The organism is Achromobacter sp. NPDC008082 (assembly GCF_042957345.1).
Classification (GTDB): Bacteria; Pseudomonadota; Gammaproteobacteria; order Burkholderiales; family Burkholderiaceae_B; genus Achromobacter; species Achromobacter kerstersii_A.
Genome location: NZ_JBIBIB010000005.1, coordinates 645339 through 669911 on the forward strand (window position 1 = coordinate 645339; position 24573 = coordinate 669911).

The 24573-nt window shown below is 65.1% G+C and carries 26 protein-coding genes; 6 read left to right on the forward strand and 20 right to left on the reverse strand.

Translation table 11 applies throughout. The features are described 5' to 3' along the window. The first annotated feature begins 3 nt into the window (after positions 1–3). From ACFZAI_RS22830 to ACFZAI_RS22845, 4 genes are all read left to right on the forward strand, one after another. Positions 4–1863, forward strand: coding sequence for a methyl-accepting chemotaxis protein (locus ACFZAI_RS22830; RefSeq protein ID WP_391569041.1), 1860 nt, complete (start codon positions 4–6; stop codon positions 1861–1863). 29 nt (positions 1864–1892) lie between these two features. Continuing rightward, positions 1893–2363: a hypothetical protein gene (locus tag ACFZAI_RS22835; RefSeq protein ID WP_054425932.1), complete on the forward strand. Its 471-nt coding sequence runs from the start codon at positions 1893–1895 to the stop codon at positions 2361–2363. 135 nt (positions 2364–2498) lie between these two features. Beyond that, positions 2499–4229: a methyl-accepting chemotaxis protein gene (locus tag ACFZAI_RS22840; RefSeq protein ID WP_391569042.1), complete on the forward strand. Its 1731-nt coding sequence runs from the start codon at positions 2499–2501 to the stop codon at positions 4227–4229. Positions 4230–4519: 290 nt separating this feature from the next. Further along, positions 4520–6115, forward strand: coding sequence for a methyl-accepting chemotaxis protein (locus tag ACFZAI_RS22845; protein ID WP_391569043.1), 1596 nt, complete (start codon positions 4520–4522; stop codon positions 6113–6115). A gap of 72 nt (positions 6116–6187) precedes the next feature. On the opposite strand, the gene fliR is transcribed toward ACFZAI_RS22845, so the two are convergent. From fliR to fliF, 13 genes are all read right to left on the reverse strand, one after another. Next, on the reverse strand, positions 6188–6976 hold the full coding sequence (fliR, locus tag ACFZAI_RS22850; protein ID WP_391569044.1) for a flagellar biosynthetic protein FliR: 789 nt from the start codon (positions 6974–6976) through the stop codon (positions 6188–6190). A 43-nt stretch (positions 6977–7019) separates the two neighbouring features. Continuing rightward, entirely contained in the window at positions 7020–7289 is a 270-nt protein-coding gene (fliQ, locus tag ACFZAI_RS22855) for a flagellar biosynthesis protein FliQ (RefSeq protein ID WP_391569045.1), read from the reverse strand. A 16-nt stretch (positions 7290–7305) separates the two neighbouring features. Next, positions 7306–8097, reverse strand: a complete 792-nt coding sequence (fliP, locus tag ACFZAI_RS22860; RefSeq protein WP_391569046.1) for a flagellar type III secretion system pore protein FliP — start codon at positions 8095–8097, stop codon at positions 7306–7308. 28 nt (positions 8098–8125) lie between these two features. Beyond that, positions 8126–8449, reverse strand: coding sequence for a flagellar biosynthetic protein FliO (gene fliO, locus ACFZAI_RS22865; RefSeq protein ID WP_054426346.1), 324 nt, complete (start codon positions 8447–8449; stop codon positions 8126–8128). An 11-nt stretch (positions 8450–8460) separates the two neighbouring features. Continuing rightward, positions 8461–9021 (reverse strand): flagellar motor switch protein FliN, encoded by a 561-nt coding sequence (fliN, locus tag ACFZAI_RS22870; RefSeq protein WP_391569047.1) that lies wholly within the window; start codon positions 9019–9021, stop codon positions 8461–8463. Then, entirely contained in the window at positions 9014–10021 is a 1008-nt protein-coding gene (fliM, locus tag ACFZAI_RS22875; protein ID WP_391569048.1) for a flagellar motor switch protein FliM, read from the reverse strand. Before fliM ends, fliN begins: the two co-directional genes overlap by 8 nt. A gap of 2 nt (positions 10022–10023) precedes the next feature. Next, positions 10024–10650, reverse strand: coding sequence for a flagellar basal body-associated protein FliL (gene fliL / locus ACFZAI_RS22880; RefSeq protein ID WP_391569049.1), 627 nt, complete (start codon positions 10648–10650; stop codon positions 10024–10026). Between the two features lie 170 nt (positions 10651–10820). Continuing rightward, positions 10821–12209, reverse strand: a complete 1389-nt coding sequence (locus tag ACFZAI_RS22885; RefSeq protein ID WP_391569050.1) for a flagellar hook-length control protein FliK — start codon at positions 12207–12209, stop codon at positions 10821–10823. A gap of 24 nt (positions 12210–12233) precedes the next feature. After that, positions 12234–12683, reverse strand: a complete 450-nt coding sequence (gene fliJ, locus ACFZAI_RS22890; protein WP_391569051.1) for a flagellar export protein FliJ — start codon at positions 12681–12683, stop codon at positions 12234–12236. Beyond that, positions 12676–14157: a flagellar protein export ATPase FliI gene (gene fliI, locus ACFZAI_RS22895; protein WP_391569197.1), complete on the reverse strand. Its 1482-nt coding sequence runs from the start codon at positions 14155–14157 to the stop codon at positions 12676–12678. The genes fliJ and fliI overlap by 8 nt, the downstream gene beginning before the upstream one ends. A gap of 44 nt (positions 14158–14201) precedes the next feature. Further along, positions 14202–14945, reverse strand: a complete 744-nt coding sequence (gene fliH, locus ACFZAI_RS22900) for a flagellar assembly protein FliH (protein ID WP_391569052.1) — start codon at positions 14943–14945, stop codon at positions 14202–14204. Continuing rightward, positions 14938–15948, reverse strand: coding sequence for a flagellar motor switch protein FliG (gene fliG / locus ACFZAI_RS22905; protein WP_391569053.1), 1011 nt, complete (start codon positions 15946–15948; stop codon positions 14938–14940). Before fliG ends, fliH begins: the two co-directional genes overlap by 8 nt. Further along, positions 15938–17620, reverse strand: a complete 1683-nt coding sequence (gene fliF / locus ACFZAI_RS22910; RefSeq protein WP_391569054.1) for a flagellar basal-body MS-ring/collar protein FliF — start codon at positions 17618–17620, stop codon at positions 15938–15940. Before fliF ends, fliG begins: the two co-directional genes overlap by 11 nt. A gap of 330 nt (positions 17621–17950) precedes the next feature. Here fliF and fliE point away from each other — a divergent pair, with 330 nt between their 5' ends. Next, entirely contained in the window at positions 17951–18283 is a 333-nt protein-coding gene (gene fliE, locus ACFZAI_RS22915; protein WP_391569198.1) for a flagellar hook-basal body complex protein FliE, read from the forward strand. A gap of 103 nt (positions 18284–18386) precedes the next feature. On the opposite strand, the gene ACFZAI_RS22920 is transcribed toward fliE, so the two are convergent. The 7 genes from ACFZAI_RS22920 to ACFZAI_RS22950 all read right to left on the reverse strand — a co-directional run bounded on the left by ACFZAI_RS22920 (position 18387) and on the right by ACFZAI_RS22950 (position 23684). After that, entirely contained in the window at positions 18387–19190 is an 804-nt protein-coding gene (locus ACFZAI_RS22920) for a flagellar brake protein (RefSeq protein WP_391569055.1), read from the reverse strand. 24 nt (positions 19191–19214) lie between these two features. Further along, complete coding sequence (locus ACFZAI_RS22925) at positions 19215–19553, reverse strand: EscU/YscU/HrcU family type III secretion system export apparatus switch protein (protein ID WP_391569056.1); 339 nt, start codon at positions 19551–19553, stop codon at positions 19215–19217. Continuing rightward, entirely contained in the window at positions 19553–20932 is a 1380-nt protein-coding gene (locus ACFZAI_RS22930; RefSeq protein ID WP_391569057.1) for a flagellar hook-length control protein FliK, read from the reverse strand. Before ACFZAI_RS22930 ends, ACFZAI_RS22925 begins: the two co-directional genes overlap by 1 nt. Next, the gene (locus tag ACFZAI_RS22935) at positions 20929–21279 is read right to left on the reverse strand and encodes a flagellar protein FliT (protein ID WP_391569058.1); all 351 of its coding nucleotides are present in this window, start codon (positions 21277–21279) and stop codon (positions 20929–20931) included. Before ACFZAI_RS22935 ends, ACFZAI_RS22930 begins: the two co-directional genes overlap by 4 nt. Positions 21280–21326: 47 nt before the next feature. After that, on the reverse strand, positions 21327–21755 hold the full coding sequence (gene fliS / locus ACFZAI_RS22940) for a flagellar export chaperone FliS (RefSeq protein WP_391569059.1): 429 nt from the start codon (positions 21753–21755) through the stop codon (positions 21327–21329). An 18-nt stretch (positions 21756–21773) separates the two neighbouring features. Further along, on the reverse strand, positions 21774–23162 hold the full coding sequence (gene fliD / locus ACFZAI_RS22945; protein WP_391569060.1) for a flagellar filament capping protein FliD: 1389 nt from the start codon (positions 23160–23162) through the stop codon (positions 21774–21776). A gap of 144 nt (positions 23163–23306) precedes the next feature. After that, positions 23307–23684, reverse strand: coding sequence for a flagellar protein FlaG (locus ACFZAI_RS22950; protein WP_391569061.1), 378 nt, complete (start codon positions 23682–23684; stop codon positions 23307–23309). 142 nt (positions 23685–23826) lie between these two features. Here ACFZAI_RS22950 and ACFZAI_RS22955 point away from each other — a divergent pair, with 142 nt between their 5' ends. Beyond that, the gene (locus tag ACFZAI_RS22955) at positions 23827–24564 is read left to right on the forward strand and encodes an IclR family transcriptional regulator (protein ID WP_391569062.1); all 738 of its coding nucleotides are present in this window, start codon (positions 23827–23829) and stop codon (positions 24562–24564) included. Positions 24565–24573 lie beyond the last annotated feature (9 nt).

Below are 24573 nucleotides of genomic sequence, written 5' to 3' on the forward strand. Positions count from 1 at the left end.
AACATGTTCAGCAATCTGAAGGTGCGCACGGGCTTGATGCTCGCTCAGTTGGCCGTTGCCCTTGCCGCACTGGTTGCCATTGGTTTGGGCTGGAACAGCATGCGTGCCAGCGCGGACACCATCAACGCCCTGGATTCCCTTAGCGTCCGACAGAGCACGCTGATCAAGGACGCCTACACGCAGATGCTGCGCGCGACGATTCGTGCCGACATCGCGGCTGCTCAACGCGCCGCGGGCGACGCGAACGGTGCGGCCGACAATTCACGCACCGTGCAGCAGTTGATCGCGGATGCGAACAAGAAGATGGAAGCCTTCAAGGGCGTTCCGAAGGTGACGGCGCTGGGCAAGGCCGCCGAGGGTGAGCTGCTGTCTTCGTTCAGCAGCTTCTCGGGTGCGCTGCAAGCCATGATGGGCGCGCTCGACAAGGGCGACGCCGCGACGTACCTGACCCTGAAGAACACCCAGGCTGGCGCCGCCAGCGCCGCGTTCTTCAAGCAATTGAATGAGTTTGCCGGCAACATCAACGCGTTCAGCGAAGATCAGGTGCAGGCGTCTCGTGCACAGGCTTCGACGATGGCCTACGTGTACCTGGCGTTGGCTGTACTGATTGTGGCCGTGTCGCTGGGTGCGTTCCTGTTCATGAACCGCGTTATTCTGCGCCCCTTGCGCGCGGTGAGCGACAGCTTTGACAAGATCGCTGGCGGCGACCTGACGGTGCGGGTGGAGGCAGGCTCTTCCAACGAAATCGGCCAATTGATGGCGGCCGTCAAGCGCATGCAGGAAAGCCTGACGCGCACGGTGACCGCTGTGCGCCGCGGTGTAGACGAAATCAACGTGGGCTCGCGCGAAATCTCCGCGGGCAACACCGACCTGTCCAGCCGTACCGAACAGCAAGCGGCCTCTCTTGAGGAAACCGCAGCGTCGATGGAGCAGCTGGCATCTACCGTGAAGCAGAACGCCGACAACGCCCGTCAAGCCAATCAGCTGGCGGCGAGCGCGTCGGACGTGGCCGAGCGCGGCGGTTCGGCGGTGTCGGAAGTGGTCAACACGATGCAGGGCATTTCGGCCAGCTCGCGCAAGATCTCGGAGATCGTTTCCGTCATCGACGGCATCGCGTTCCAAACGAACATCCTGGCGCTGAACGCCGCGGTGGAAGCGGCCCGTGCCGGCGAGCAGGGCAAGGGCTTTGCGGTGGTGGCGGGCGAAGTGCGCTCGCTGGCGCAACGCAGCGCGCAAGCCGCCAAGGAAATCAAGGGCTTGATCGAAGACTCGGTGTCGAAGGTGGGCGCGGGTTCGCAACAAGTTGAGCGTGCGGGCGCGACGATGCAAGAGATCGTGGCGTCCGTCAAACGCGTGACGGACATCATGGGCGAGATTTCGGCCGCGTCCGACGAGCAGTCCAGCGGTATCGATCAAGTCAACCGCGCCGTGTCGCAGATGGATGAAGTGACGCAGCAGAACGCGGCGTTGGTGGAACAAGCGGCGGCCGCCGCGGGTTCTTTGCAGGAACAGGCCGAACGCCTGGTCCAAGCGGTCGCTGTCTTCAAGATCAACGCCGGCGAAGTGATTGAAGTGCCGGCACGCCAGTTGGCGCAGCAGCCGCAACGCCGCGCCCCGCGCGTGGCCGCACCGGTTGCCGAAGCGCCCGCGGCTCCCGCCGAACAGGCCGCGCCGTCCAAACCCGCGGTGCGTTTGACGCACGCGGCCCGCGCCAAGCCGGCCGCCGCCGCGGAAGGCGCCACGGCGGCGCGTCCGCTGCGCCGTCCGGCGCCGCGTGCGGCAGCGGCGGCGGCCGACGTGAAGCCGGCGCCGGCGGCAAGCCGTCGTCAGGCGCCGTCCGACGACGATTGGGAATCTTTTTGATGCCGGCCATGCCGGCGAATAGGTAGGGTATGCGAGGCTATATACATCTTCTGGCGGCTGCCGCCATCGCGTTGTTGCTTGGCGGCTGCGCGGCAACGGGTCACAACTTCGACCCGGGCAAGTTGTCGACCCTGACGCCAGGGCAGACGACGCTGGAAGAGGCCTCGCGCGCGCTGACCGCGCCGCCCACCAAGCTTTACAGACAGACCGACGGGACGCTCCTCGCCCTGTGGGACTTCAAGATCACGTTTGTCGCCGACGGCCTGTACAGCCGTAAGGAAGCGCTGCTGCAATTCGGCCCGGATGGCCGTCTGATGCGGCTCGTCGACAGCACCAATATTCTGCTGGAACCTTGGGAACGCCAAAAACTGCTGGGGCCTGCGCCCGCGCCTGATTTGAATCAGGCCTGGACGCCGATGCCGTCGGCGGAACCCGAGGTGCAAACGATCTACATTCCTGGCCCGGGTGAACCGGCCGGGTTGGCGCCTGTGGGCAAATAGTCGTGTGAGTCCGGCAGAGCATTGCGGCGCAAGCCGCAATGAACGTCGCCCTGAATGTACACCCCATGTAACAGGGCGTGTCCACAGGGTGGTTTTTCATTTGGTCAGAGCTGTTCCTGAGGGATGGGGAAAAATATGGAAGCAAGTCTCGAATCCGGCGCAAAGGCCGGCAAAGGCGGGAAGAAGAAGGCCGCGCGAGCGCCCAAGGTGAAACGCAAACTGCGCTTGCGCGACGCCCGCGTCGGCACGATGCTGCTGTGGGTCATGGCGTTCTTCGCGATCCTGATCGCGGCCGTCGGTGGCCTGGCGTCATTTTTCTTGCAGCACAATTACGAGTCCATCCGCGAAGTCAACGCGCTGACCGAGCGCGCCAAGCAAGTTGAGATGATCAACAGCGACATGCTGCGCGCCCGCGTGAGCCTGATGGTGGCCGCACGCCACTTGCAGGAATCCGGCTGGGGTAGCGGCGAGAACTCGGCCCGCGACGCGGCTGCCGCGCTCAAGGGCGCGACGGATCTGCTGACCGGCGTGCGCAGCCGTTTTGCCGACTTCCAAAAGAACATGCTGCAAGACGACACGGGCCGTCAGCTGTCCATGAACCTGGTGCGCCGCTATCGCTCGTATATCGACGATGGCGTGGACACCATGGTGGAAGCGCTGCGCAGCGAAGACTATTCGACGTTCTACATGGTGAACAACGAATACGGCACCCCGCGTAGCGCCGCCTTCATCGAGGCGATCAGCGATTTCAGCAAGTACATCGGTGACCAGCAACAAGCCACGATCGATCAGGCCGAAGCCAACTTCAACCGCGCCATGGTGGCGGTGGGCGTGGCCGTGGGCCTGGCGCTGCTGCTGATGGTGTTCTGCCGCATCCTGTTCGGCCGCCTGGTCGTGCGTCCGTTGGTGGAAGCGGGCCAGCACTTCGACAAGATCGCCGCAGGCGACCTGACGAGCCGCGTGGAAGTGAAGTCGCATAACGAAATCGGCCAGCTGATGGCGGCTGTGAAGCGCATGCAGGAAAGCCTGACGCGTACCGTGGCAACCGTGCGCCGTGGCGTGGACGAGATCACCGTGGGCTCGCGTGAAATCGCAGCCGGCAACACGGACCTGTCCAGCCGCACGGAAGAGCAGGCGGCGTCCCTGGAAGAAACCGCAGCGTCGATGGAAGAACTGGCCTCCACCGTGAAGCAGAACGCCGACAACGCACGCCAGGCCAATCAGTTGGCGGCCAGCGCGTCGGACGTGGCCGAGCGCGGCGGTTCGGCGGTGTCGGAAGTGGTCAGCACGATGCAGGGCATTTCGGCCAGCTCGCGCAAGATTTCCGAAATCGTGTCCGTCATTGACGGCATCGCGTTCCAGACGAACATCCTGGCGCTGAACGCGGCGGTGGAAGCGGCGCGTGCCGGCGAGCAAGGCAAGGGCTTTGCGGTGGTGGCGGGCGAAGTGCGCTCGCTGGCGCAACGCAGCGCGCAGGCCGCCAAGGAAATCAAGGGCTTGATCGAAGACTCGGTGACCAAGGTGGGCGCGGGTTCGCAGCAGGTGGAACGCGCGGGCGCAACGATGCAGGAAATCGTGGCCTCGGTGAAGCGTGTGACGGACATCATGGGCGAAATCTCGGCTGCGTCCGAAGAGCAGTCCAGCGGTATCGACCAAGTCAACCGCGCCGTGTCGCAGATGGACGAAGTGACGCAGCAGAACGCGGCGCTGGTGGAAGAAGCGGCTGCCGCCGCCGGTTCCTTGCAAGATCAGGCGCACCGTTTGGCCGAAGCCGTGGCGGTGTTCAAGATCAACGCAGGCGAAGTGATCGAAGTGCCGGCGCATCAACTCAGCGGCTATGCCGCGCCGACGTTGACGCAGGGCTAAGGCGCTTTCGCGCGGTTTGGCAGGACGATCGCGGCCGCGCTGATGCGCGGCCGTGTTCCTTATACGTGGCGGTCATAAGAACGCTTGCGCCTTTACTACGCACGTTAAGTTCTTACGAATAAGACCGTTAATAACAATAACGCCTGAAAAGGGCGGTGAACAGTGTTTGAAAGTCGGCGCAACCGCGCCGGCATGACAAACCAGGCGGGAACAGGTCGATGCGGGGCGTCTAGTCCGGTTTACTCGCTGCTATTCATTCGCTGCTCTATTGTTGTCACTGGAGACTAGCTGTGCGCGTGAACCTACCCGTCAATGACGTGGAAACCAAGCTGCGTGAAGATCAATACCTGATCTCGCGTACCGACACCAAGGGCCGCATCGTCTACGCGAACCCCGCGTTCGTCGAAGTCAGCGGATTCACCCGCGAAGAACTGATCGGCAAGCCGCACAACATCGTGCGCCATCCCGACATGCCGCCCGAAGCCTACGAAGATCTGTGGGAAACGCTGGAAGCCGGCGAGTCGTGGCTGGGGCTGGTCAAGAATCGCCGCAAGGACGGCGGCTACTACTGGGTGCTGGCCAACGCCACGCCCATCGTCGAGAACGGCGAAGTCGTTGCTTATTCCTCGGTGCGCGTGCGCCCGTCGGACGAGCAGATCGACATGGCCGAGGAGCTCTACGCGCGCATTCGCGAAGGCTCGGCGCGCGGCGTGCGTATCTTACGCGGGCGGCCGGTGCGCGCCGGCTGGCGCCGCAGCCTGGATGTGCTGGCGTTTCCCTTCAAGAACAGCGTGCGCAGCCGCATGTTCCGCCATTCGTTTTTGTCCTCCGCCATCATGGCGGCCGCGGGCGCCTATGGGCTGCACGCCAATTGGGACAGCTTGAGCACGATGACGGCAAGCCTGGGCTGCGGCGCGATTGCGCTGGCCGCCATCGCCATTTTTGGCATGGGCTGGAGCCTGTCGCGCTCGTTGCTGGACCCGATGGTGGACGCGGCCAACATGGCGCGCCAAGTCGCAGCGGGCAACCTCACCACGCAGATCATCGCGGACTCCGATGACGAGATCGGCAGCCTGAAGTTTTCGCTGGAAGTGATGCGCAAGAGCCTGATCGGCATTGCGCAGGACGTCTACCGCGGCATCGAAGGCACGACGCACGCCGCCGTGCACATTGCGCGCGGCAACCAGGAACTGGCCGGCCGTACGGAAGGCCAGGCGGCATCGCTGCAACAGACGGCCGCCAGCATGGAGCAACTGACCTCCACCGTGCGCCAGAACGCCGACAACGCGCGGCAGGCCAACCAACTGGCCGCCAGCAGCATGGACGTGGCGCGCCGTGGCGGCGTGGCGGTGGGGCAGGTGGTGAACACCATGCACGGCATCTCCAGCAGCTCGCGCAAGATTGCCGACATCGTCAGCATCATTGAAGGCATTGCATTCCAGACCAACATCCTGGCATTGAACGCTGCGGTGGAAGCGGCGCGCGCCGGCGAATCCGGCAAGGGCTTTGCGGTGGTGGCGGGCGAAGTGCGCAGCCTTGCGCAAAAGAGCGCGCAAGCCGCCAAAGAGATCAAGGGGCTCATCGAGGATTCCGTTGACCGCGTCACCGAAGGCTCGGCGCAGGCCGAACAGGCCGGCGCGACGATGGAAGAGATCGTGGCCGCCGTGCATCGCGTTACCGACATCATCGGCGAGATCTCGCAGGCGTCGCAGGAACAGTCCAGCGGTATCGAGCAGGTGGATACGGCCGTGTCGCAAATGGATGTGATGACGGTGCAGAACACGGCGCTGGTGCAGGAACTGGGCGGCGCGGTGATGCAACTGGGCACGCAGTCGGGCGCGCTGCGCGAGACGATCCGCGTGTTCCGTTTGACGGGTCAGCCGTAGCCGCACAGGCGTGACGGGCAAAAGAGAACGGCCGCTGAAAAGCGGCCGTTTTTTCGTGGGTGGCAAGCGTCGCTACCGCCCCGCCAACGCATCCACCACGCGGCTCATGGCGCCCAGGCCGGATTCAAACAGCGTCTCCAGAAACGGCCCCGCGTGCGGCAACACCACGGTCAGCACCGTCACGCCAATAATGAGCGTGACTGGAAAGCCTACCGAGAACACGGACAGCTGCTGCGCCGCGCGGTTCAGGATGCCCATGGCCAGGTTGATGGTGAGCAGCGCGCAGATCAGCGGCAGGGCCAGCAGCAGGCCCGACACGAACACCGTCTTGCCCCATTCCACGACCACGCCCCAGCCGTTCTGATGCAGCTGGATCATGGCGACGGGTAAGGTGTCGAACGAGCGCACCAGCGCGGCCAGCACCAGCAGGTGGCCGTCCAGCGCCAGGAAGGTCAGCATCGCGATCATGTTGAACAAGCGCGACAGCACAGCGGTATTGGCGCCGGAGCTGGGGTCGAAGAACGAGGCGAACGACAAGCCCATTTGCAGGCCGACGAATTCGCCCGCGGTCTGGACCGCGGCGAACACGATGCGCATCGTGAAGCCCATGGCGATGCCGATCAGCACCTGCTGCATGACCATCCACAAGCCGGCGAACGAGCCCGGCGAGATGGGCGGCATGGGGTCCAGCGCGGGGCTGATGGCGACCGCCAGCACAAAGGCCAGGCCCACTTTGACCTTGACCGGAATGATGGACTCAGAGAACAGCGGCGCGGTGCCGACCAGCGCAAGAATACGCACGAACGGCCAGAGGAACTGGCCGATCCAGCCGTTGAGCTGTTCGAGCGTGAAGGCGATCATGGCGGCGGGGACCGGGCGGCGGGCAGGCGGAAAACCCGGCCGCTCAGGACACCAGCATCGGGATCTGGCCGATCAGTTGGCGGATGTAGTCGACCATGACGCCGATCAGCCACGGGCCCAGCAGCACCAGCACGCCGCACATGGCCAGCAGCTTCGGAATGAACGACAGCGTCATTTCGTTGATCTGCGTGGCGGCCTGGAAGATGCTGATGATGAGACCCACCACCAGCACCACCAGCAGCAGCGGACCCGCCATCGCCAGGACGATCTTCATCGCCTGGTAGGCCATGGTCATGACGGTTTCGGCGGTCATGGCGAGTCTCCGGGCGTTATTGGTAGAAGCTCTGGGCAAGCGAGCCCATCAGCAGGTTCCAGCCGTCGGCCAGCACGAACAGCATCAGCTTGAACGGCAGCGCCACGGTCACGGGCGGCACCATCATCATGCCCAGCGCCATCAGCACGCTGGCGACAACCAGGTCGATGATCAGGAAGGGGATGAAGATGGTGAAGCCGATCTGGAACGCCGTCTTCAGTTCGCTGGTGATGAACGCCGGCACGAGGATGCGCAGCGGCACTTGCGACGGATCTTCCAGCGCCGGCAGCTTGGCCAGGTTGGCGAACAACGATAGATCGTTCTCGCGGGTCTGGTGCAGCATGAAGGTGCGCAAGGGGCCGGCGGCCCGTTCAACGGCGGTCTCGAATTGGATGGAGCCTTCGGACAGCGGCTTGTAGGCGTCGGCGTAGATCTTGTCGAACACCGGCGACATCGTATAGAAGGTCAGGAACAGCGCCAGCCCGATCAGCACGTGGTTGGGCGGCGACATCGCCGTGCCCATCGCGCTGCGCAGCAGGCCCAGCACGATGATGATGCGCGTGAAGCCCGTCATCATCAGCAAGGCGGCGGGCAGGAACGACAGCGACGTCATCAGCAGCAGCGTCTGCATGCTGAGCGAATACGTTTCGGAGCCGTTCGCGCCCGGCGTGGTGGTCAGCGCGGGCAGGGTGGCCTGGGCGACGACACCGGCCGGAAAGAAGGCCAGGCCCAGCACGGCGGCGGCGGCCAGCATGGGCAGCGCGCGCGAGCGGAGAGTGGGGGATGTCGTGCTGTTGAGCAAACTCATGGGTATCGCTTGGATCGCGCGGATGGCGCTAGCGGCGCTTGAGCGCCTGGCCCAGCTTGGCCGCGAACGCTGCGGCGGGCAAGGGCGAACCCTCCGGCAATTGGCCGGCGGGCAGGGTATGCAGGGTGTTGAGCTGGTTCGGGCCAACGCCCACCACCAGCCAGGTGTTTTCAATTTCGACGACAACAATGCTTTGGCGCGGGCCGACCGGCATGCTGGCGACCTGCTTCAACACGTTGCCGCCGCCACGCTGAGTCAGGCCGGCGCGCCGCGCCAGCCAGGCCGAAACCAGGATGGCGGCCACCACCAGCACCAGGCCGATGATGACGCGCAGCAGGGCGGACTCAGTCATGGCGCCAGACGTCAACGACGGTTGTTCAAGCGGTTGATCCGCTCGGACGGGGTGATGATGTCGGTCAGGCGGATGCCGTACTTGTCTTCAACGACGACGACTTCGCCTTGGGCGATCAGGTAGCCGTTGACGAAGATGTCCATCGGTTCACCGGCCAGGCCGTCCAGTTCCACCACCGAGCCCTGGCCCAGCTGGAGCAGGTTCTTGATGGTGAGGCGGGTGCGGCCCAATTCAACCGTCAGCTGGACGGGCACGTCCATGATCAGGTCGATGTCGGTGCCGGCGCCTGCGGTCGCGCCAGCCAGCGGCTTGAACACCGATTGCGACGCCGATTGCGCGGCGGGCTTGGCGGGTGCGGGCGCAGCCGGAGCGGCCGGCGCGGCGGCTGCCGGGGCGGGCGTTTCAGCGGGCGGCGTGGCGGCGGTCTGTTCAGCCATCGCGGCAGCCCAGTCGTCCTGCGGCTTCAGGCCATCGGCCTGGGTGGGCGGATTGGCGCGGGATTGTTCGGCGAGCGCGTCGGCCCAGTCGTCGGCCGGGGACGAGCCGGTGCCAGGCTCGTTCTTGTCAGTCATGGTCGGGGGCCTCGTGTGAATCGGTATCGTAGGTAAACATGTTCTGCACGCGCAGGGCGTACTGGCCGTTGAAGACGCCGTAGCCGCATTCCATCAGCGGCACGCCATCGACGTTGGCAATGATTGTGTCGGGCACGTCCACGGGAAGGACGTCGCCCACCTTCAGGCTCATGAGCTCGCGGATCGACGACGGGATGCGCGCAAATTCCGCGACCACGTCGATGTCGGCGCTGCGCACCTGGCGCGACAACTGCTGCGACCAGCGCTGGTCCACTTCTTCCAGCGTGGTTTCCTGCAACGGCCGCGTCAGCAGATCGCGCACCGGCTCGATCATGGAGTAGGGCAGGCAGATGTTCAGGTCGCCGCCCGTCGCGCCGAATTCGATGTGGAACGAGGTGACGACCACCACTTCATTGTTGCCGGTGATGCTGGCGAACTTGGTGTGCATCTCCGAGCGCACATACTCGAATTCGATCGGATAGACGGGGTCCCAGGACTTGCCGTAGCTTTCCAGGGTCAGGTTGAGCAGGCGCCGGATGATGCGCTGTTCGGTCGTGGTGAAGTCCCGGCCTTCGACGCGCGTGTGGTAGCGGCCATCGCCGCCGAACAGGCTGTCGATGACCAGGAACACCAGGTTCGGGTCATACGTGAACAGCGCCGTGCCGCGCAGGGGCTTCATCTGAATCATGTTCAGATTGCTCGGCACCGGCAGGTTGCGTTCGAAGTCCGCGTACTTCTGGATCTTGATCGAGCCAACCGTGATGTCCGCGCTGCGGCGCATGAAGTTCAACAGCACGTTGCGCATGTGGCGCGCAAACCGCTCGTTGATCAGTTCCAGCGTCTGCATGCGGCGGCGCACGACGCGCTCGGGCGAGCTCAGGTCATAGGCGCGCGCGCCATCCGTGGAGCTTGCCGCCTCTGACTTGCTATCGCTCTCGCCGGTGACGCCAGCGAGCAGCGCATCGACTTCGTCCTGCGAAAGAAATGCCTCGTAGGCCATCTTTATTGCACCACGAACGCCGTGAACAGTACGTCGGTGACATACTGGCCGTCCGGCAGGGGCGAGAATGGGCGGTTGACTGCCTGCTTGATCGCGTTGGCCATGTCGGTCTTGCCTTGCTGGGTCTGCACGCCGGTGGGCGATTGCGACGACAGCACCATCAGGATGCGGCTGCGCACTTCAGGCATGTACTTTTCCAGACGCGTGCGCGTTTGCTCGTCGCTGACACGCAGCGTCAGGCCAACGTGCATGATGCGTTCGGTGTCAGCGTTTTGCAGCGTGACGGTGAAGGCTTCGATCGGCACGAAAATCGGTGCGGGCACGGCGATGGGGCCGGCAGGCGGAGCGACGAACGTCGTCGGCGTGGCTTGCGGGCCTGCGCCGGCTTGGCCGGCCGGACCCGCTTGGCCGGGCTGGCCAGGCTGGCCGCCAGGCGCCTGGCCCACGCCCAATTGCACCGCGGCGCCGGCGGGCGGCTGCTGCATGCGTTGGGTGATGAACCACGTCGCACCCGCGCTGGCGGCGGCGACGATGAGCAGGACCAGAAGGGCCAGCAGCAGGCGAACAATGCCGATGCCACCGGATTTCTTAGCGCCTGTCGGCGCGGTTATGGGTTTGGAAGTCGCCATCTCGGTTTCGATGCGTATTGGGCCGCTGGTGAAAACGGATTCTTAGTGGATGAAAGCATTCTGCCCGAAAAGACGCCTCGGCTTGGAGGCGAAAAACAGGGCGAAAGCCGCGTATCTCAAGCTATTGCTGCACCGCCCGCGTCCATTGCTGGGCGCGGGCCGCTCGTTTATTACGCGAAGGTGTCTACCAGGGCGTTGGCATTGCGCGACGCGGTCACGACAGGCGCTGCGTTGTCGGCTGCGCCATCGGCAACCACCGATGCGCCGCCCGGCTGGCGCTGCGAGCCGCCGTTGCCGTTCTGTTGCGCGAATTCCTGCTGCGCGGTTTGTTCACCGACGCTGGTCTGGCCCAGCGAGATGCCGGCTTGCGCCAACGCCTGTTGCAACTGCGGAATGGCGGTTTCAATGGCTTGACGCACCGACGCGTGCGCCGACACGAACGAGGCGCTGGCCACGCCGTCGGCCAGGTTCAGGCTGACGCGCAGCGGACCCAGATCCGGCGGGTCAAGGCGCAGCTCGGCGGTCTGCATGCCTTGGCGTGCGTTGGTGCTCATCATCACCACTTGCTGGCCGAGTTCCGTGCCCCAATGCGTGCCGCCCACCGGGGTGGCGATCTGCATCACGACGGGCACCGCAGGCGGGGCGATGGCGGCCTGGTTTGCAACCGGGGCGGCCTGACGCTGGGTGGCGGCGGCAAGCGCTTGCGCCAGATGATCTTGCGCCGACGCGCCATGCTGCGGCGCCTGGAATTGCTGAGCCGTGCTGTTCAGCGCGGCGGTCAGTTCTTCTTCGGTATGCGCGGGCAAGGTGGCGGTGTGCTTGGCGTCGGCGTCGGCAGGGGTTGCGCGCGGGGTGCGCGGCAGTGCGATTTCGGGTGCGAGGCGCGGCGTGTCGGCCTTGGCGGCCGGCTTCGCCACGGCAGGCGCGACGTCGGCAACAGCAGTCGCCGTGGCGGCCGTGGCGGCCACGGCGCTGCCCGGCTTGACGGCTTCGGTCAGCACGGGCTGAGCGGCTTGCGCGTTACGCGCGGCAATCGCGGCGGCGGCTTCGGCTTGCTGCGCCGTCGCCACAACCGGCGTTTGCGGCGTGGCGGGGCTATCGGCGGCGGTAAGCGCAGCGGTCAGCACGGCAGCGCCGGTATTCATGGCGGTGGCGGCGGCCTGCGCGTTGCCACGGGCAAGCTGCACCTGTTCGGCGGCTTGCGCGGCGATGTCCAGCGCTTGTTGCGGCAGCACGGGCGCGGCCGGTTGTTGCGCGGCAACGGCCAGCGCGCCCGCTTCGGCAGCGGTCGCCGTCGCGACGGCGTCGTTGATCGCACCGGCGGCAGCGCCTTCCGCGTTGCTGGCGGCGTCGCTGGCGGTGTTCGTGCTTTTGCCGGGCGTCTTGGCGCCGTTGTTCGCCGGGCGCGAATCGGCCGACGGCTTCGGACGTTGCTGAGCGAGCACGTCCGAGAAGCTGGGGCCTTTTTTGTTCGCGGGCGTCTTGTTGGCGCCCAACGCATCAGCGATGGACGTCGGCGCGACCGGAGCGATCGTCGGCAAGGGCAGGGGAGCGGTCATCTTGGGCTTCCTGTTAGGTATTGCTTAATGCATGCCGGCCTGGCGCTGGACCAGGCGGGCGGAGTATTCGTCGTTGGCGCGTTGTTCGCGGCGGGATTCCACCACGGCCTGGGCGCGCATTTCGCGCTGCGCCAAGGCGTCGTAGGAACTGAGCTTGCGCTTTTCCTGCTGCCAGTATTGGCGGCCCTTGGCCAGGTTTTCATCCGCCTGGCGCAGCACGGTTTGCTGCTGGCCGATCGCGTCGTCCAGGGTGCCGATGAAGCGCTGGTAGTTATGGCAGTCGCTGGCCGACATACCCGTCGTCATCGCATGCTGCAAGCGCTCCAGGTAATCCTGGCGGTAATCGTTCAGCATGCCGAGCTGGCGTTCGGCATTGGTGCGTTCTGCGCTGAGCCGGCCCAAGAGGCGCGCGGCTTCATCCGTGCTCTCCTTGGCCAGGTTGATCAGCATGTCCAATGGCAATTGGCTAGGCATAGGTGTCCCTTAACTCGAAACTGGCGCGCAACTGGTTGACGGCGTCTTCGTAGCCGATGTTCTCGCCAATGTCCTGCTGCAAGAAGGCTTCCAGACGGGGATAACGGGCGATGGCTTCGTCCAGCTGCGGATCGTTGCCGGCGGCGTAGGCGCCTACGGCGATCAGGTCGCGGTTGCGCTGGTAGCGCGACAGGTTTTGCTTGAAGCGGCGCACCACGGCGAACTGCTGCGGCGTGATCAACGAGGTCATGGCGCGCGAGATCGACGCTTCGATATCGATGGCGGGGTAGTGCCCCGCTTCGGCCAGATGGCGCGACAGCACCACGTGGCCGTCCAGAATCGCGCGCGCCGAATCGGCGATAGGATCTTGCTGGTCATCGCCTTCGGCCAGCACGGTATAGAACGCCGTGATGGAGCCGGCCTTGCCCGACGGGCCAGGCGCGCCCATCCCGGCGCGTTCGACCAGCATCGGCAGCTTGGCGAACACGGACGGCGGATAGCCCTTGGTGGCCGGTGGTTCGCCGATGGCCAGCGCAATTTCCCGTTGCGCCATGGCGTAGCGGGTCAGCGAATCCATAATCAGCAGCACGTCCAGGCCCTGGTCGCGGAAGTGTTCGGCCAGGCGCGTAGCGTAGGCGGCGCCTTGCAGGCGCAACAGCGCTGACACGTCGGCGGGCGCGGCCACCACGACCGAGCGCGCCAGGCCTTCGGGGCCCAGGTTGTGCTCGATGAATTCTTTCACTTCGCGGCCGCGTTCACCGATCAGGCCCACGACGATCACGTCGGCCTTGGTGTAGCGGGCCATCATGCCCAGCAGCACGGATTTACCCACGCCGGAGCCGGCGAACAAGCCCATGCGCTGGCCGCGGCCCACGGTCAGCAGGCCGTTGATGGCGCGCACGCCCGTGTCCAGCACAGTGTCAATCGGGGCGCGCGACAAGGGGTTGATCGGCTGAGCGGACAGCGGCGCCAGCTCAGCGCCGGTCAAGGGACCCAAGCCGTCCAGCGGGCGGCCGGCGCCATCGAGCACGCGGCCCAACAGCGCATTGCCCACGGGCAAATGGCGGCCCAGCTGCGGTTTGGCGTTGCCGTTCAATTCGGCCTTGCGCGGCAGCGGAATCGCGCGTTGCACAGGCGGTTCGCCCGGCACGACGCGCGCGCCGGGGGGCAGGCCGGAAATATCGGCCTGCGGCATCAGATACAGGGTGTGGCCGTCAAAGCCCACGACTTCGGCGTCGGCCCAGTGATCATGGCCGCGCGCAATTTCGATGCGGGCGGCGGCGCCCACGGGCAGGCGCAGGCCGGTGGCGTGCAGCACGAGGCCGGTTGCGCGCGTGATCTTGCCGCTGACGAGCCAGGGGTCGGTAGAGGCGGCGCGGATCGAGCCGATCTCCAACTGGGTTTTCCAGCGGTCCAGCACGGGAACGGCGGCGGTGGCCGGCGCCAGCGCGGCGGGCGCCGGTGCGGACGCCAGAGGCGCGGCCGTCTGGCCGGGCTGAGCCGGAGCCGGATTGCCGTTCACGCCGGGTCCTCCCACGACACGTTGCGTCCCAGGGACGCCGCGACACGGCGCCAGCGGGTTTGCAGCGTGGCGTCGATATCGCCGTAAGGCGTCTCGGCGCGGCAACCGCCGCGTGCGATGGATTCATCGGCCAGCACGCGCCAATGGCCTTCTTTCAATTCGTCGGCCAGGTGCAGGCGGATCAGCTCGATGTCTTCGGGGTTGGCCCACAAGCGCATCTGGCCGCCCGCGGACGGGTTGATGTGCAGCACGTCGCGCACGGCGGCGGCCACCGTCTCGGGTTGTTCCGACAGGGTGGTGCGCACGACCTGCTGCGCAATGTCCAGCGCCAGCGTCAGCAGGCTCTGGCCCATCTTTTCTTCCAGCTGGCCCAGCGACACGGCGCAGGCTTGCACCAGCGCATGCATACGCTGCGCTTCCGCCGCGCCTTGTTCGCGCGCCTGGGCCAGGCCCTCGGCGTAACCCGCTTCGCGGCCCGCGGCAAAACCCGCGTCGTGGCCGGTTTGCTGGCCCGCTTCGACACCGGCCGCATGGCCTTGCGCGTAGCCTTCTTCGCGTCCTTCGGCCATGGCCTGGGCGCGCAGTTGCGCCATCACCACCGCGGGGTCCGGGCCCGGATCGGGTTCCGGTTCGGGCTCGACTTCGACGGTCGCCGGCTCGTCGAACGACAGCATCTGCCAGCGCCGCCAGGCGGCGCTGCGCGAGATGAGCGTCGTCGCGCCGTTGTCCGCTTCAGACATACGCGTCGTCTCCGGAATTGCCCAGCACGATCTGGCCGCTTTCGGCCAGACGGCGGGCGATCTGCAGAATCTTCTTCTGTTCGGCTTCGACCTTCGACATGCGGATCGGGCCTTGCGCTTCCAGGTCCTCGCGCAGCATTTCGGCGGCGCGGCTGGACATGTTGCGCAGGAACTTCGCGCGCAGCTCTTCCTGGGCGCCCTTGAGCGCAACCATGAGCGTGTCGTTGTCGATTTCCTTGAGGATGAGCTGGATGGCGCGGTCTTCGACGTCGAGCAGGTTGTCGAACACGAACATCTCGTCGATGATCTTCTGCGCCAGGTCGTTGTCGCGTTCGCGCAGGCTGGCCACAACGGTTTCCTCGTCCGAGGAATTCATCATGTTCAGGATCTCGGCCGCGGTACGCACGCCGCCCATCTTGCTGCGCTTGGCGCCCTGGCCGGCCAGCACGGAATTCAGCACTTCGGTCAGTTCGGACAAGGCCGCCGGCTGCACGCCGCCGAAGGTGGCGATACGCAGCATGACGTCGTTGCGCAGGCGGTCGGTCAGCAGCGCCAGCACGCCGGCCGCGCGGTCGCGCTCCAGGTGCACCAGGATCGTTGCGATGATCTGCGGGTGTTCGTCGCCGATGAGCTCGGCCACGGTGTTGGGGTCCAGCCAGTTCAGCGCATCAATGCCGCTGCCGCTGTCGCCGGCTTCCAGAATGTCTTCGATCAGGCCGGCTGCGCGGTCGCTGCCCAGCGCCTTGGTCAGCACGCTGCGGATGTAGTCGTCCGAGCCCAACGTCACGGCCATGAACTGGTCGGCTTCCTGGCGGAATTCTTCCAGCACCACGGCCACGTCGTTGCGGGTGACCTGCTTCAGGCTGGCCATGGCCGCGCCGACCTGCTGGACTTCACGGGCGCTGAGGTACTTGAAGACCTCGGCCGCCGCGTCTTCGCCCAGCGACATCATCAGGACGGCGCTGCGCGTCATGCCGTCCATCGGAGTGGAATCATTTGTCATCTTTGCTCATCCAGGTGCGCAGAACCATCGCGACGGCGCGCGGATCTTTATTAGCCATCGTGCGGGCACGTTCCAGGTTGTCTTCGTAGCGGTTGACTTCCTTGGCGCGGGCGGCGTCTTGCGCTTCGCGGGCGGCTTCAACGCGCTCGGCTTCAGCCACTTCCGGATCAACCACCGGGTACAGGTACTCGGTAACCGAACGGCGGACCTTGCGGTACAGCCACAGTGCAATCACCAGACCCACCAGCCAAGCCAGAATCGTCTTGAACAGGGCGATCATTTCCGGATCACGCCACATCGGCAGCGGCGGCGGGCCATCGTTGAACTGGCTGTTGACCAGGTTCAGCGAGTCGCCACGCGTTTCCGAATAGCCCATGGCTTCGCGCACCAGATTGGTCAGCTTGCTCAGCTCTTCGGGCGGCAGGGCTTGCGGCTCGCCGTCCTTGTCGCGGATGTAGTTCACCACCACGGCCACCGACAGGCGCTTCAGGTTGCCCACGGGCTGCTTGATGTGGCTGATGGTGCGGTCCACTTCGTAGTTCGTCGTGGCGTCGCGGCGTTCGTTCAGGCTGCCACCGGCGTTCTGCGTGCCGGTCTGCTGCTGTTGTTGCTGCTGTTGCTGCTGGGCATTGGCCGGCTGCTGCGGCTGGCCCGGGCGGGGCGGCTGCTGCGCGGGCGGGTTGGCCAGCGGCGCTTGCGCATTGGGAGGCGCCTGGTTCGACAGCGCGCCCGGCACGCCCTGGGCGGGGTTGATGCCGCGCTGGGTGGAGTCGCTGGTTTGCTGGCTGCGCACGGCAGCCTGACCCGGCTCCTGGTTCGGGCGATAGACTTCGGACGTTTCTTCGCGGCGGGCGAAGTCCACGTCGGCGCTGGCTTGGGCGTGGACGTTGCCCGGGCCAACCAGCGGATTCAAGATCGTCAGGATGCGTTCAACGGTGCGCTGTTCCATCTCGCGCACAAAGCGCATCTGGTCAGCGTCCATGCCGCGGCCTTCGCCCAGCGGCGCGGACAACAGGCGGCCGTTCTGGTCAACGATGGACACGCTTTCGGCGGTCAGTTCGGGCACGCTGGAGGCCACCAGCCACGAAATGGCGGACACTTGGGCGTCGCTCAGGCTGCGGCCGGGGTACACGTTCAGCAGCACCGACGCGGTAGGCGCCTGGCGTTCACGCACGAACAGCGACTGGCGCGGCATGGCCAGGTGGACGCGGGCGTGCTGCACCGTGTGCATGGCTTCGATCGAACGGGCCAGCTCGCCTTCCAGGCCACGCTGGTAGTTGATCTGTTCCGCGAACTGGCTGGCGCCAAAGCGGGCGTTGTCCATCAGCTCGAAGCCGACAGAACCGCCACGCGGCAACCCTTGCGAAGCCAGTTGCAGCCGGGCGTCGTAGACGCGGTCGGCCGGAACGAGCAGGGCGGTGCCGGTTTCGTTGTAGCGGTAGGGAACGTTCATCGTACCCAGGGCCGTCACGATGGCGCCGCCATCGCGGTCGTCCAGGTTCGAGAACAGCACCTTGTACTTGGGTTCGCTGCTCCACATCACGGCGGCGGCAATCAGCGCGATGACGGCGGCGGCCGCGCCCAGCAAGATGGGCTTGGGCAGCGCGCGAACCTTTTCCAGCACGGGGAACTTCGCGAGCAGCGACGAGCTCAGAGTGGCTTGCTGATTCATCGACGGCTCCCGCTGGCTACGCGGAGCAGGGAAAATGACTTCATGTCTGGGTGGGGCAGATTACACATGCAACGTGCTTCTGGTCTGGGGAGAGCCTGGATTATTGCCCTTGGTACGACAATCCCAATCGATGAAAACAGCCGGTTTTTGGCGTTACTTATCTTCTATGTCGACGCCAAAGCGGGCTTGGCCGCCATGGTGTTCGCCAGGGGCGGCGGCATTCGTGGAAATGTCGGGGTTTTTGGCGGTTTTTATCGGCTATGGACGCGCGCGAACGGCGTTACGCTTGGCGCAACATTGGCGTCATGCCCCACCAGCAAGGAATCAGTAATGGCTGTATCAGGCTTGTCCGGCATCGAAAGCATGCTCCAGCAGATGCGCACCGTCGTGAGCAAGGCGGAAACCGGCAATCTCGCCGCGGGAGAAATGGTCGGTCAGCCCGACGGTTTCGCCGCCGAGTTGCAGCGCTCGATCCGCCGCGTGACCGCGGCGCAGAACGCGTCGTCGGCGCAGGCGCGCGCCTTTGAAATGGGCGCACCCGATATTTCGTTGAACGACGTCATCATCGACATGCAGAAAGCCAGCCTGGGCTTTCAGACGGCGGTGCAGGTGCGCAACAAGCTGGTTGCGGCCTACAAGGAAATCTCGTCGATGGCCGTTTAAGGCATCGATCCTGGTCCGCTACGCGGGCCATTGAAACATCGATTCTGGTCCGCCACGCGGGCCATGGAAAAAGGGCCTTTCCCGTGGAAAGGCCCTTTGCACATCAATCGCGCTGCGCGCCTTTTTCCAGGCGCCACACCACTTTCTGCAGCCAGTTTTCCTGGCGCGCATCCAGGTTCAAAAAGACAGCGCCCACGTGGCTCATCGGCGGTTCGCCCGTCAGCGATACGTGCCTGGGCGCGGGTTCGTCCGGGCTGTCAGGCTGGATCATCGGCTGGCCCGAAATTGGATAGACGTTGCGCACTTCAAGGTTGGCGCTGAATTTGCCCAAGTCGCCGAAATCCAGCTGCACATCTTCCATCACCGTGCCGCGTTCGGGCAGGATAGGCACCGCAAGTTCCACGCGCAGGCCCACGCCATCCACAGAGATGTCGCGCACGGTGAAGCGATAGGGTTTTTGCTTTGCGTCCGGCTGCCACGTTGCCTGGCACAGGCCGGGGCCGGTCGCAAGCGAGGCGCGGAACATCTTGCGGCGCTGGATGCGGGCCAAGCGGTCAGGGAAGGGCGACATCAGCGCCGCGCTGCCGTCATCGAAATGAATGACTTCCGGGCGCTGCACGCGAAAGCGGATCTGCACGCCGCCGTAGGCGGTGGCATGAAAGTGGAACGTGGTGCCGCTTAGCAGCCCCATGTTGTCCGACTGTTCGAAGTCGGCGCCGGCATAGTCGCGCGGGCGCCAGAAGAATTGGCGGGTCTGCTTGTCCGCACCCAGCACCAGCACGGCCATTTCGCGGTCGGCGGCGTCGCGTACGAGGATGTGACTGTCGGGGTGCGTCAGTTCAAACAGGGCTGAGCGCATGTCTTCCGGCCGGGTCAGCAGGAATTCCGGGTCGCTGGCATCCAACACGATGGTGGTCCTTAGAGAGTGAGATCAGGCAGGTGGCGGCGCTTCAGGAAGCTCGCGAGATTCCAGGCGATACAGCCAGGCCAGCAATTCTGCCACTGCTACGTACAGTTGGGGGGGAATATGTGCATCCAGGTCGACTTGCATGAGCAAGCCGACCAATTCGCGGGATTCGTGCACATACAGGCCGTTTTCTTCGGCGGCGCGGACGATGGTGTCGGCCAGCTGGCCGTAGCCCTTGGCGACAACGCGCGGGGCGCCGTCCTTGTCGTCATAGGAAATGGCGACGGCGGCGTTGCGGTTGGCGTTGGGATTCGCGGGGTTCGCGTCCAGGCCGTCGTCCGGGGAGGGGCTGCGGGGGTTCATCAGATGTCGGTCGGGATGACGGGGCGCGGGTCAGTCACGCTGACGGCCAGATTGCTCAGGGTCAGGCCGGCCGCCAAGAGGCGCGAGCGCAACTGGTCCGACGAATCATTGATTTCGGTAGCGCTAAGCGGCGCAACCAGTTGCAGCACGATCTGATCGCCCGCCAGGTTCAGCCGGGCGTCGACCAGGCCCAGGCGGGGCAGGTCCAGCTTCAGGCGCGTGGCCCAGGTGGGCGTGGCGGAATCGGGGTCGCCGCCGTAAGGGTCGCGTTCCACTTCCCATTCCATCGGCGTGCCGGGCCAGGCTTCGCCTTGCCAGGTCAGGGACTGGTTGGCCAGCACGTCGAGTTGCTGGCGCACCATCACCGTCAGGTCTTGATGGATGCCGGCCACCGGCGTGCCGGGCGCGGGCGTGGCCGATGAACCCGTGCCGGACGGCGCATCGGCGCCGCCACCCGCACGGCTGGCGGCGGGGGCTTCGGCGCGGCTGCGCGAGGCCGCGGCATTTTGAGCGGCGGAGTCTTTGGTCAGGTTCGCCTGCGGTTCATTTCGCAAGGTCGACGGGTTCATCCGGCCGAACACCATGTCGGTCAGATGCGATTCGTAAAAGAGGCCGCTGGTTTGCAGGGCCTGGCGCAGGGCTTGGCCGAGCGCGCGGGCGGACGGGCCGGCGCTCGCCAGTGAGGCGTGCGTGGCGGCATCCGCGGCGCGGGCTGCGTGGGCAGCGGCCTGGCTTGCCGATTGCGCCGGCTTGGCGGCCGTTGCGGGGTCACCCGCGGCAAGGCTTGCCGCAGTGGCGGGGTTGGCGGGGTTAGCGGCGGGGTTGGTGGCGGGGTTAGCGGCAGTCTGCCCGGCACCGGTTTGCGCGGCAGCGCCCGGCTGTCCGGCGGCCGGGTTTCCGGCGCCTGCCTGGCCCGCGCCCGCGGCCGGCTGGCCCGCGGGTTGCCCCGCAGCCTGGCCGTCCGCGCCATTGCCGCTCCAAAGCGGCGCGCGGCCTTGCACGGCGGGCGCCGCTTCGGGGAACTGCGCGAGCAAGGCAAGAATCGTGCGGGCGGTGGTGCCCAGCGTCGTGGGCGCGGATGCGGTCGTGTCGCTGCTGGTGACCAGCCCGCGGGCGGCCAGCGCCAGCGCGGCGGCCGTCTTCGCGTCCACCACAGTATTCTGGCGGTCGCCACGGGCGCCGCCAGTTTGTATGCCTTGTCCGGGGTTGCGGGCGGAGCCGTCCGATGACCCGGGCTTTTCCAGGCCCCCGGGCTGGCTGACGGCGTCTGGCCGTGCGCCCGACACCTGATTGGCGTTCGCGGCGGACATTGTCGTGCCAAGCACGGCGTCCAACCGCTGCACCAGGACATTACCGAGTGCGGCGGGACCTACGCTCATTCTTCAGGCGCCTGGTTGCCGTAAGCGGACAGCAGGGTCTGCTGGCGCTTCATGCGGCCCAGCAGTTCACCCAGCCGGGCGAGTTGGGGCAGGGCCAGTTCGCGTGTCAGCGCATCATTTTCCAGGATGCGCACGAGCAGGTCGTACTTCATGGCGCGGCCCGCATCGTCCAGCGGGACGGTGCGTTCCGTGTGACGCAGCTTTTCCACGAGCTCGCAATACAGCTGGCCGTGGACCAGCGCGGTGTCCCAATCACCGGCCTGGGCGGCCGTCAACATCTCCCCGGTCGCAACGGCGATCTCCTGATACTGTTCCAGGATAGGGGGGTGTTCGGTAAGGGACGTCATAGAAATCTCGGGCAATCGATGGCTGGCTGAATTCATCATATGGGCCATCAAAGCTGCGTACCCGTGGCCGGCCGATCGATGGAAGTCTGCCAAGCGTCCGCCAGATCCGCCAGCAGGCGATCCGCGATGTCGAGCTGCTCGGCGTCCGCCTTCAGATTCGCCATCAACAGCGTCTGGACGATGTAATCGTAAAGGCGGCTGAGGTTGGCGGCGATATCGCCGCCCGCCTCCATGTTCAAGCCCATCTTCAGGCCTTCGTCGACGATCTTGATCGCCTTCGTAATCGCGGCGCCTCGTTCGGCGATGCGATTTTCTTGCAGATGAATACGGGCTTGCCCGATCGCCGCCCGCGCACCGAGGTATAGCAGGGTGATCAGCCTTTCCGGGGTGGCGCTCATGACTTGCGTTTCCAGGCCGATATCGGCGTAGGAGCGGGCAGAGTATGAGCCTGTGGGACGGCGGGCGGCGTACGTCATTAATGCATCTTCTTAAGGTTAAGAGTTCGACTTGTTGATGGCCGCGAATTGCTGCGTCAGATAGTTGGCGGTAACGGCTTGCTGCGAGACGAACTTGTCCAGCTGTACGAATTGGGTGCGCATCATTTCGATGGAAGCGTCGCTGGCGGCCTTGGCGCGCGTGTACTGGTCTTTCACGTTGGTGATCGACTTGGCCAGACCGTCCTGCTTGATCTTGATCGAACCGTTGGTGCCCAGAATGTCGTTGGTGGCCTTCTCGAACTTGGCGGCCAGGCCATCGGTGCCGGCCAGCATGCGCGAGACGTCCGCGCCGTTCGAGGCCAGGGCCTTGTCCAGCTTGGTCTGGTCCAGCGTCAGTTGGCGCGTGGTCGGGTTGGTCGTGATGCCCAGGTCGGCCAACGAGCGCAGCGTGCCTTCACCCGTCACGAATTGCAGCGCGCTGGTCAACGACGACTGGATGCTGCGCGTCGTGCCGTCGCCCGTCAGCGGCTGGTTGGTGCCCGCGTCGGCGTCAAACGCCGTCAGGTTCTTGATCGTGGTTTGCAGGGTGTTGTAGGCGGTCACAAAGCTCTGGACGGCCTTGCTGGCCACCGACGGGTCGCTTTCCAGCTTCAGGGTGATCGGCTTGCCGGCTTCGGTCTTGGCCGTCAGGTTCAGCGTCACGCCGTCGATGGCGGTCGAAATGTTGTTCGTGCCGCTCTTGACGGTGATGCCGTTGATGTCGATTTCGGCATCGGTGGCGGCAGTGGCCGTCATCTTGGCGCTGGTGTCGGCGGCGTCGGTGTTGTAGTTCAGCACGTCCTTGAGCGACTGGTCGCCCGTGACGGTGATCGACTTCACCGAAGCCTGCACGCCGGTGTTCTTGGCGGTCAGCATCAGATAGCTCTTGCCATCGCCGTCAGTGATGACGGTAGCGCGCACGCCCAGCGTGTCGTCGGCGTTCACCGCCTTGACGATGCCGTTGAGCGAGGTGTCGCCTTTCAGGTCGACGGTCTTTTTCGTGCCGTTCGTCAATTCGAGTTCGAAGGAACCGGTGGCGCCATTGGCGGCCTTGCGGTCAGCCACGCTACCCGATTGCAGGGTCTGTGCGGTGGCGACGTTGGTCACGTTGATGGTGTACTGGCCGGCCACGGCGCCTTCGGCGGCCACGGTCGCGGTCAGGGCGTCACCGCCGGTCACGCTGCCTTTCACGGCGCCCATCGTCTCGGGCTTGCCCAGTACGGCGGCAGCCTTCTGCACGGCTTCCACGGCGCTTTGGATTTGGCCGTACGCCGTAACGCGCGTCTCGAAGCTGGTCTGACGCGTGGTGTACAGCTTGAGTTTCGTGTCCTCGGCTGCTTGCAGCTTCGTGAGGATGTCTTCCAGGGGCAAGCCGGAATTCGAACCGAGGTTAGTGATGGTGGCCATGTGAAATTCCTTCCTAGCGATGCGATTCTGTCAAAAATACGGTGCCGGCGATTGGCCGGGTAAGGGCATAAGGCGGGCCTAATTCGACGCTTCCCTCACGGATTGGCGCCAAAGCAGGCGATAAACGCCGTTTTAAGGGTCGTATCAGGCTGTTGTTTTGATGCCGTTGCCTTGCATGTTCACGATCATTTTGGCGATTTTCAGCACCGTTTCGCTGGGGATGGTGCGAATAACGTCACCTGATTCAGCGTCTACGACCGAAACCACGACTTGGTGCACATTGGGGTCAATCTCGAACTGGAGTTGCGTCGACCAGGCTTTCATCTGGTCGTTGATTTCATCCAGCGCCTTATCCAAAGGCAGCTTCTGCGAGTCTGATTGTTCCGACGTGGCGCTGTCGGAGGCGCCGCTATTGGTCGCGGCGGCGGTCGGCGTCACGCTCACCGCCGGATCGGCTGCGATGGGCGCCGGCGCGATCGCGGCAGGTGCGAACGTAGCGGGGGCTAAAGGGGTTACGGCCATGATCACTCCAGCGGCGATGTGGGCGTCTCGGAGGAACGCGCTGTTTTCAGGGAATTCTCAGCTACCATAACGGCATATCCGCAGGGAACTTTAGCCCCCGGCGAGCCATATGTTTCACGTGCTAAATAGTTCGGATCGGGCAATGAGTGTCAAGACGGCGCTGCGAGTCATCGAAATCATCGAAACCTTTGCCCGCGAAAAACGCGCGCTGCCCCTGTCGGAATTAGCCCGTCTTCTGGATGTCCCCGTCTCCAGCTGCCTGGCGCTGATCCGCACCCTGACCAGCCTGGGTTATCTCTATGAAACCGGCCGGCGCCAGGGCTACTACCCCACCGGCCGCCTCCTGGCCATGGCCCAGCGCATTGCGCGGGCCGATCCCGTTCTGGATCGTGTTTATCCCAGCCTGCTTGAATTAAGGGACGCCACGCGCGAAACGATTGTTTTCGCCAAGCTGACCCAGGATGGCCGCGTGGTCTATCTGGATGTGCTGGATTCTCCCCATACCATCCGCTACGCGCCCGTTGCCGGCGAGTTCAAAGACGTACACGCCAATTCGCTGGGCAAAGCGCTGATGTCGCTGATGGACGACGCGGCCCGCAGCGCGATGATGGCGGGCATGACGATGACGCGCTACAACGAGCGCACGCTCGTCACGCCGCAGGCCTTGCAGGATGATCTTGTGCGGTCGCGTCAGCGGGGGTGGTTCATGAACAGCGGGGAATCCATCGCCGACGTGGGCGCCATCGCCTGGCCCGTCACCTTGTCGGGTGAACACTACGCCATTTCAGTGGGCGGCCCGATCTACCGGATCGAGCCGCAGCAGGAAGCCTATGCGCGCATCCTGCGGGCGGCGTGCACTGCCCTGGAACAGCAGGCCTGAACGGCAGGC

What these genes read in the sequence shown, in the direction of transcription:
- ACFZAI_RS22830 (WP_391569041.1), top strand. Translation starts at nt 4, where the DNA reads ATGTTCAGCAATCTGAAGGTGCGCACGGGCTTGATGCTCGCTCAGTTG.
- ACFZAI_RS22835 (WP_054425932.1), top strand. Translation starts at nt 1,893, where the DNA reads ATGCGAGGCTATATACATCTTCTGGCGGCTGCCGCCATCGCGTTGTTG.
- ACFZAI_RS22840 (WP_391569042.1), top strand. Translation starts at nt 2,499, where the DNA reads ATGGAAGCAAGTCTCGAATCCGGCGCAAAGGCCGGCAAAGGCGGGAAG.
- fliR (WP_391569044.1), bottom strand. Translation starts at nt 6,976, where the DNA reads ATGATCGCCTTCACGCTCGAACAGCTCAACGGCTGGATCGGCCAGTTC.
- fliQ (WP_391569045.1), bottom strand. Translation starts at nt 7,289, where the DNA reads ATGACCGCCGAAACCGTCATGACCATGGCCTACCAGGCGATGAAGATC.
- fliP (WP_391569046.1), bottom strand. Translation starts at nt 8,097, where the DNA reads ATGAGTTTGCTCAACAGCACGACATCCCCCACTCTCCGCTCGCGCGCG.
- fliO (WP_054426346.1), bottom strand. Translation starts at nt 8,449, where the DNA reads ATGACTGAGTCCGCCCTGCTGCGCGTCATCATCGGCCTGGTGCTGGTG.
- fliN (WP_391569047.1), bottom strand. Translation starts at nt 9,021, where the DNA reads ATGACTGACAAGAACGAGCCTGGCACCGGCTCGTCCCCGGCCGACGAC.
- fliM (WP_391569048.1), bottom strand. Translation starts at nt 10,021, where the DNA reads ATGGCCTACGAGGCATTTCTTTCGCAGGACGAAGTCGATGCGCTGCTC.
- fliL (WP_391569049.1), bottom strand. Translation starts at nt 10,650, where the DNA reads ATGGCGACTTCCAAACCCATAACCGCGCCGACAGGCGCTAAGAAATCC.
- ACFZAI_RS22885 (WP_391569050.1), bottom strand. Translation starts at nt 12,209, where the DNA reads ATGACCGCTCCCCTGCCCTTGCCGACGATCGCTCCGGTCGCGCCGACG.
- fliJ (WP_391569051.1), bottom strand. Translation starts at nt 12,683, where the DNA reads ATGCCTAGCCAATTGCCATTGGACATGCTGATCAACCTGGCCAAGGAG.
- fliH (WP_391569052.1), bottom strand. Translation starts at nt 14,945, where the DNA reads ATGTCTGAAGCGGACAACGGCGCGACGACGCTCATCTCGCGCAGCGCC.
- fliG (WP_391569053.1), bottom strand. Translation starts at nt 15,948, where the DNA reads ATGACAAATGATTCCACTCCGATGGACGGCATGACGCGCAGCGCCGTC.
- fliF (WP_391569054.1), bottom strand. Translation starts at nt 17,620, where the DNA reads ATGAATCAGCAAGCCACTCTGAGCTCGTCGCTGCTCGCGAAGTTCCCC.
- fliE (WP_391569198.1), top strand. Translation starts at nt 17,951, where the DNA reads ATGGCTGTATCAGGCTTGTCCGGCATCGAAAGCATGCTCCAGCAGATG.
- ACFZAI_RS22925 (WP_391569056.1), bottom strand. Translation starts at nt 19,553, where the DNA reads ATGAACCCCCGCAGCCCCTCCCCGGACGACGGCCTGGACGCGAACCCC.
- ACFZAI_RS22930 (WP_391569057.1), bottom strand. Translation starts at nt 20,932, where the DNA reads ATGAGCGTAGGTCCCGCCGCACTCGGTAATGTCCTGGTGCAGCGGTTG.
- ACFZAI_RS22935 (WP_391569058.1), bottom strand. Translation starts at nt 21,279, where the DNA reads ATGACGTCCCTTACCGAACACCCCCCTATCCTGGAACAGTATCAGGAG.
- fliS (WP_391569059.1), bottom strand. Translation starts at nt 21,755, where the DNA reads ATGACGTACGCCGCCCGCCGTCCCACAGGCTCATACTCTGCCCGCTCC.
- fliD (WP_391569060.1), bottom strand. Translation starts at nt 23,162, where the DNA reads ATGGCCACCATCACTAACCTCGGTTCGAATTCCGGCTTGCCCCTGGAA.
- ACFZAI_RS22950 (WP_391569061.1), bottom strand. Translation starts at nt 23,684, where the DNA reads ATGGCCGTAACCCCTTTAGCCCCCGCTACGTTCGCACCTGCCGCGATC.
- ACFZAI_RS22955 (WP_391569062.1), top strand. Translation starts at nt 23,827, where the DNA reads ATGAGTGTCAAGACGGCGCTGCGAGTCATCGAAATCATCGAAACCTTT.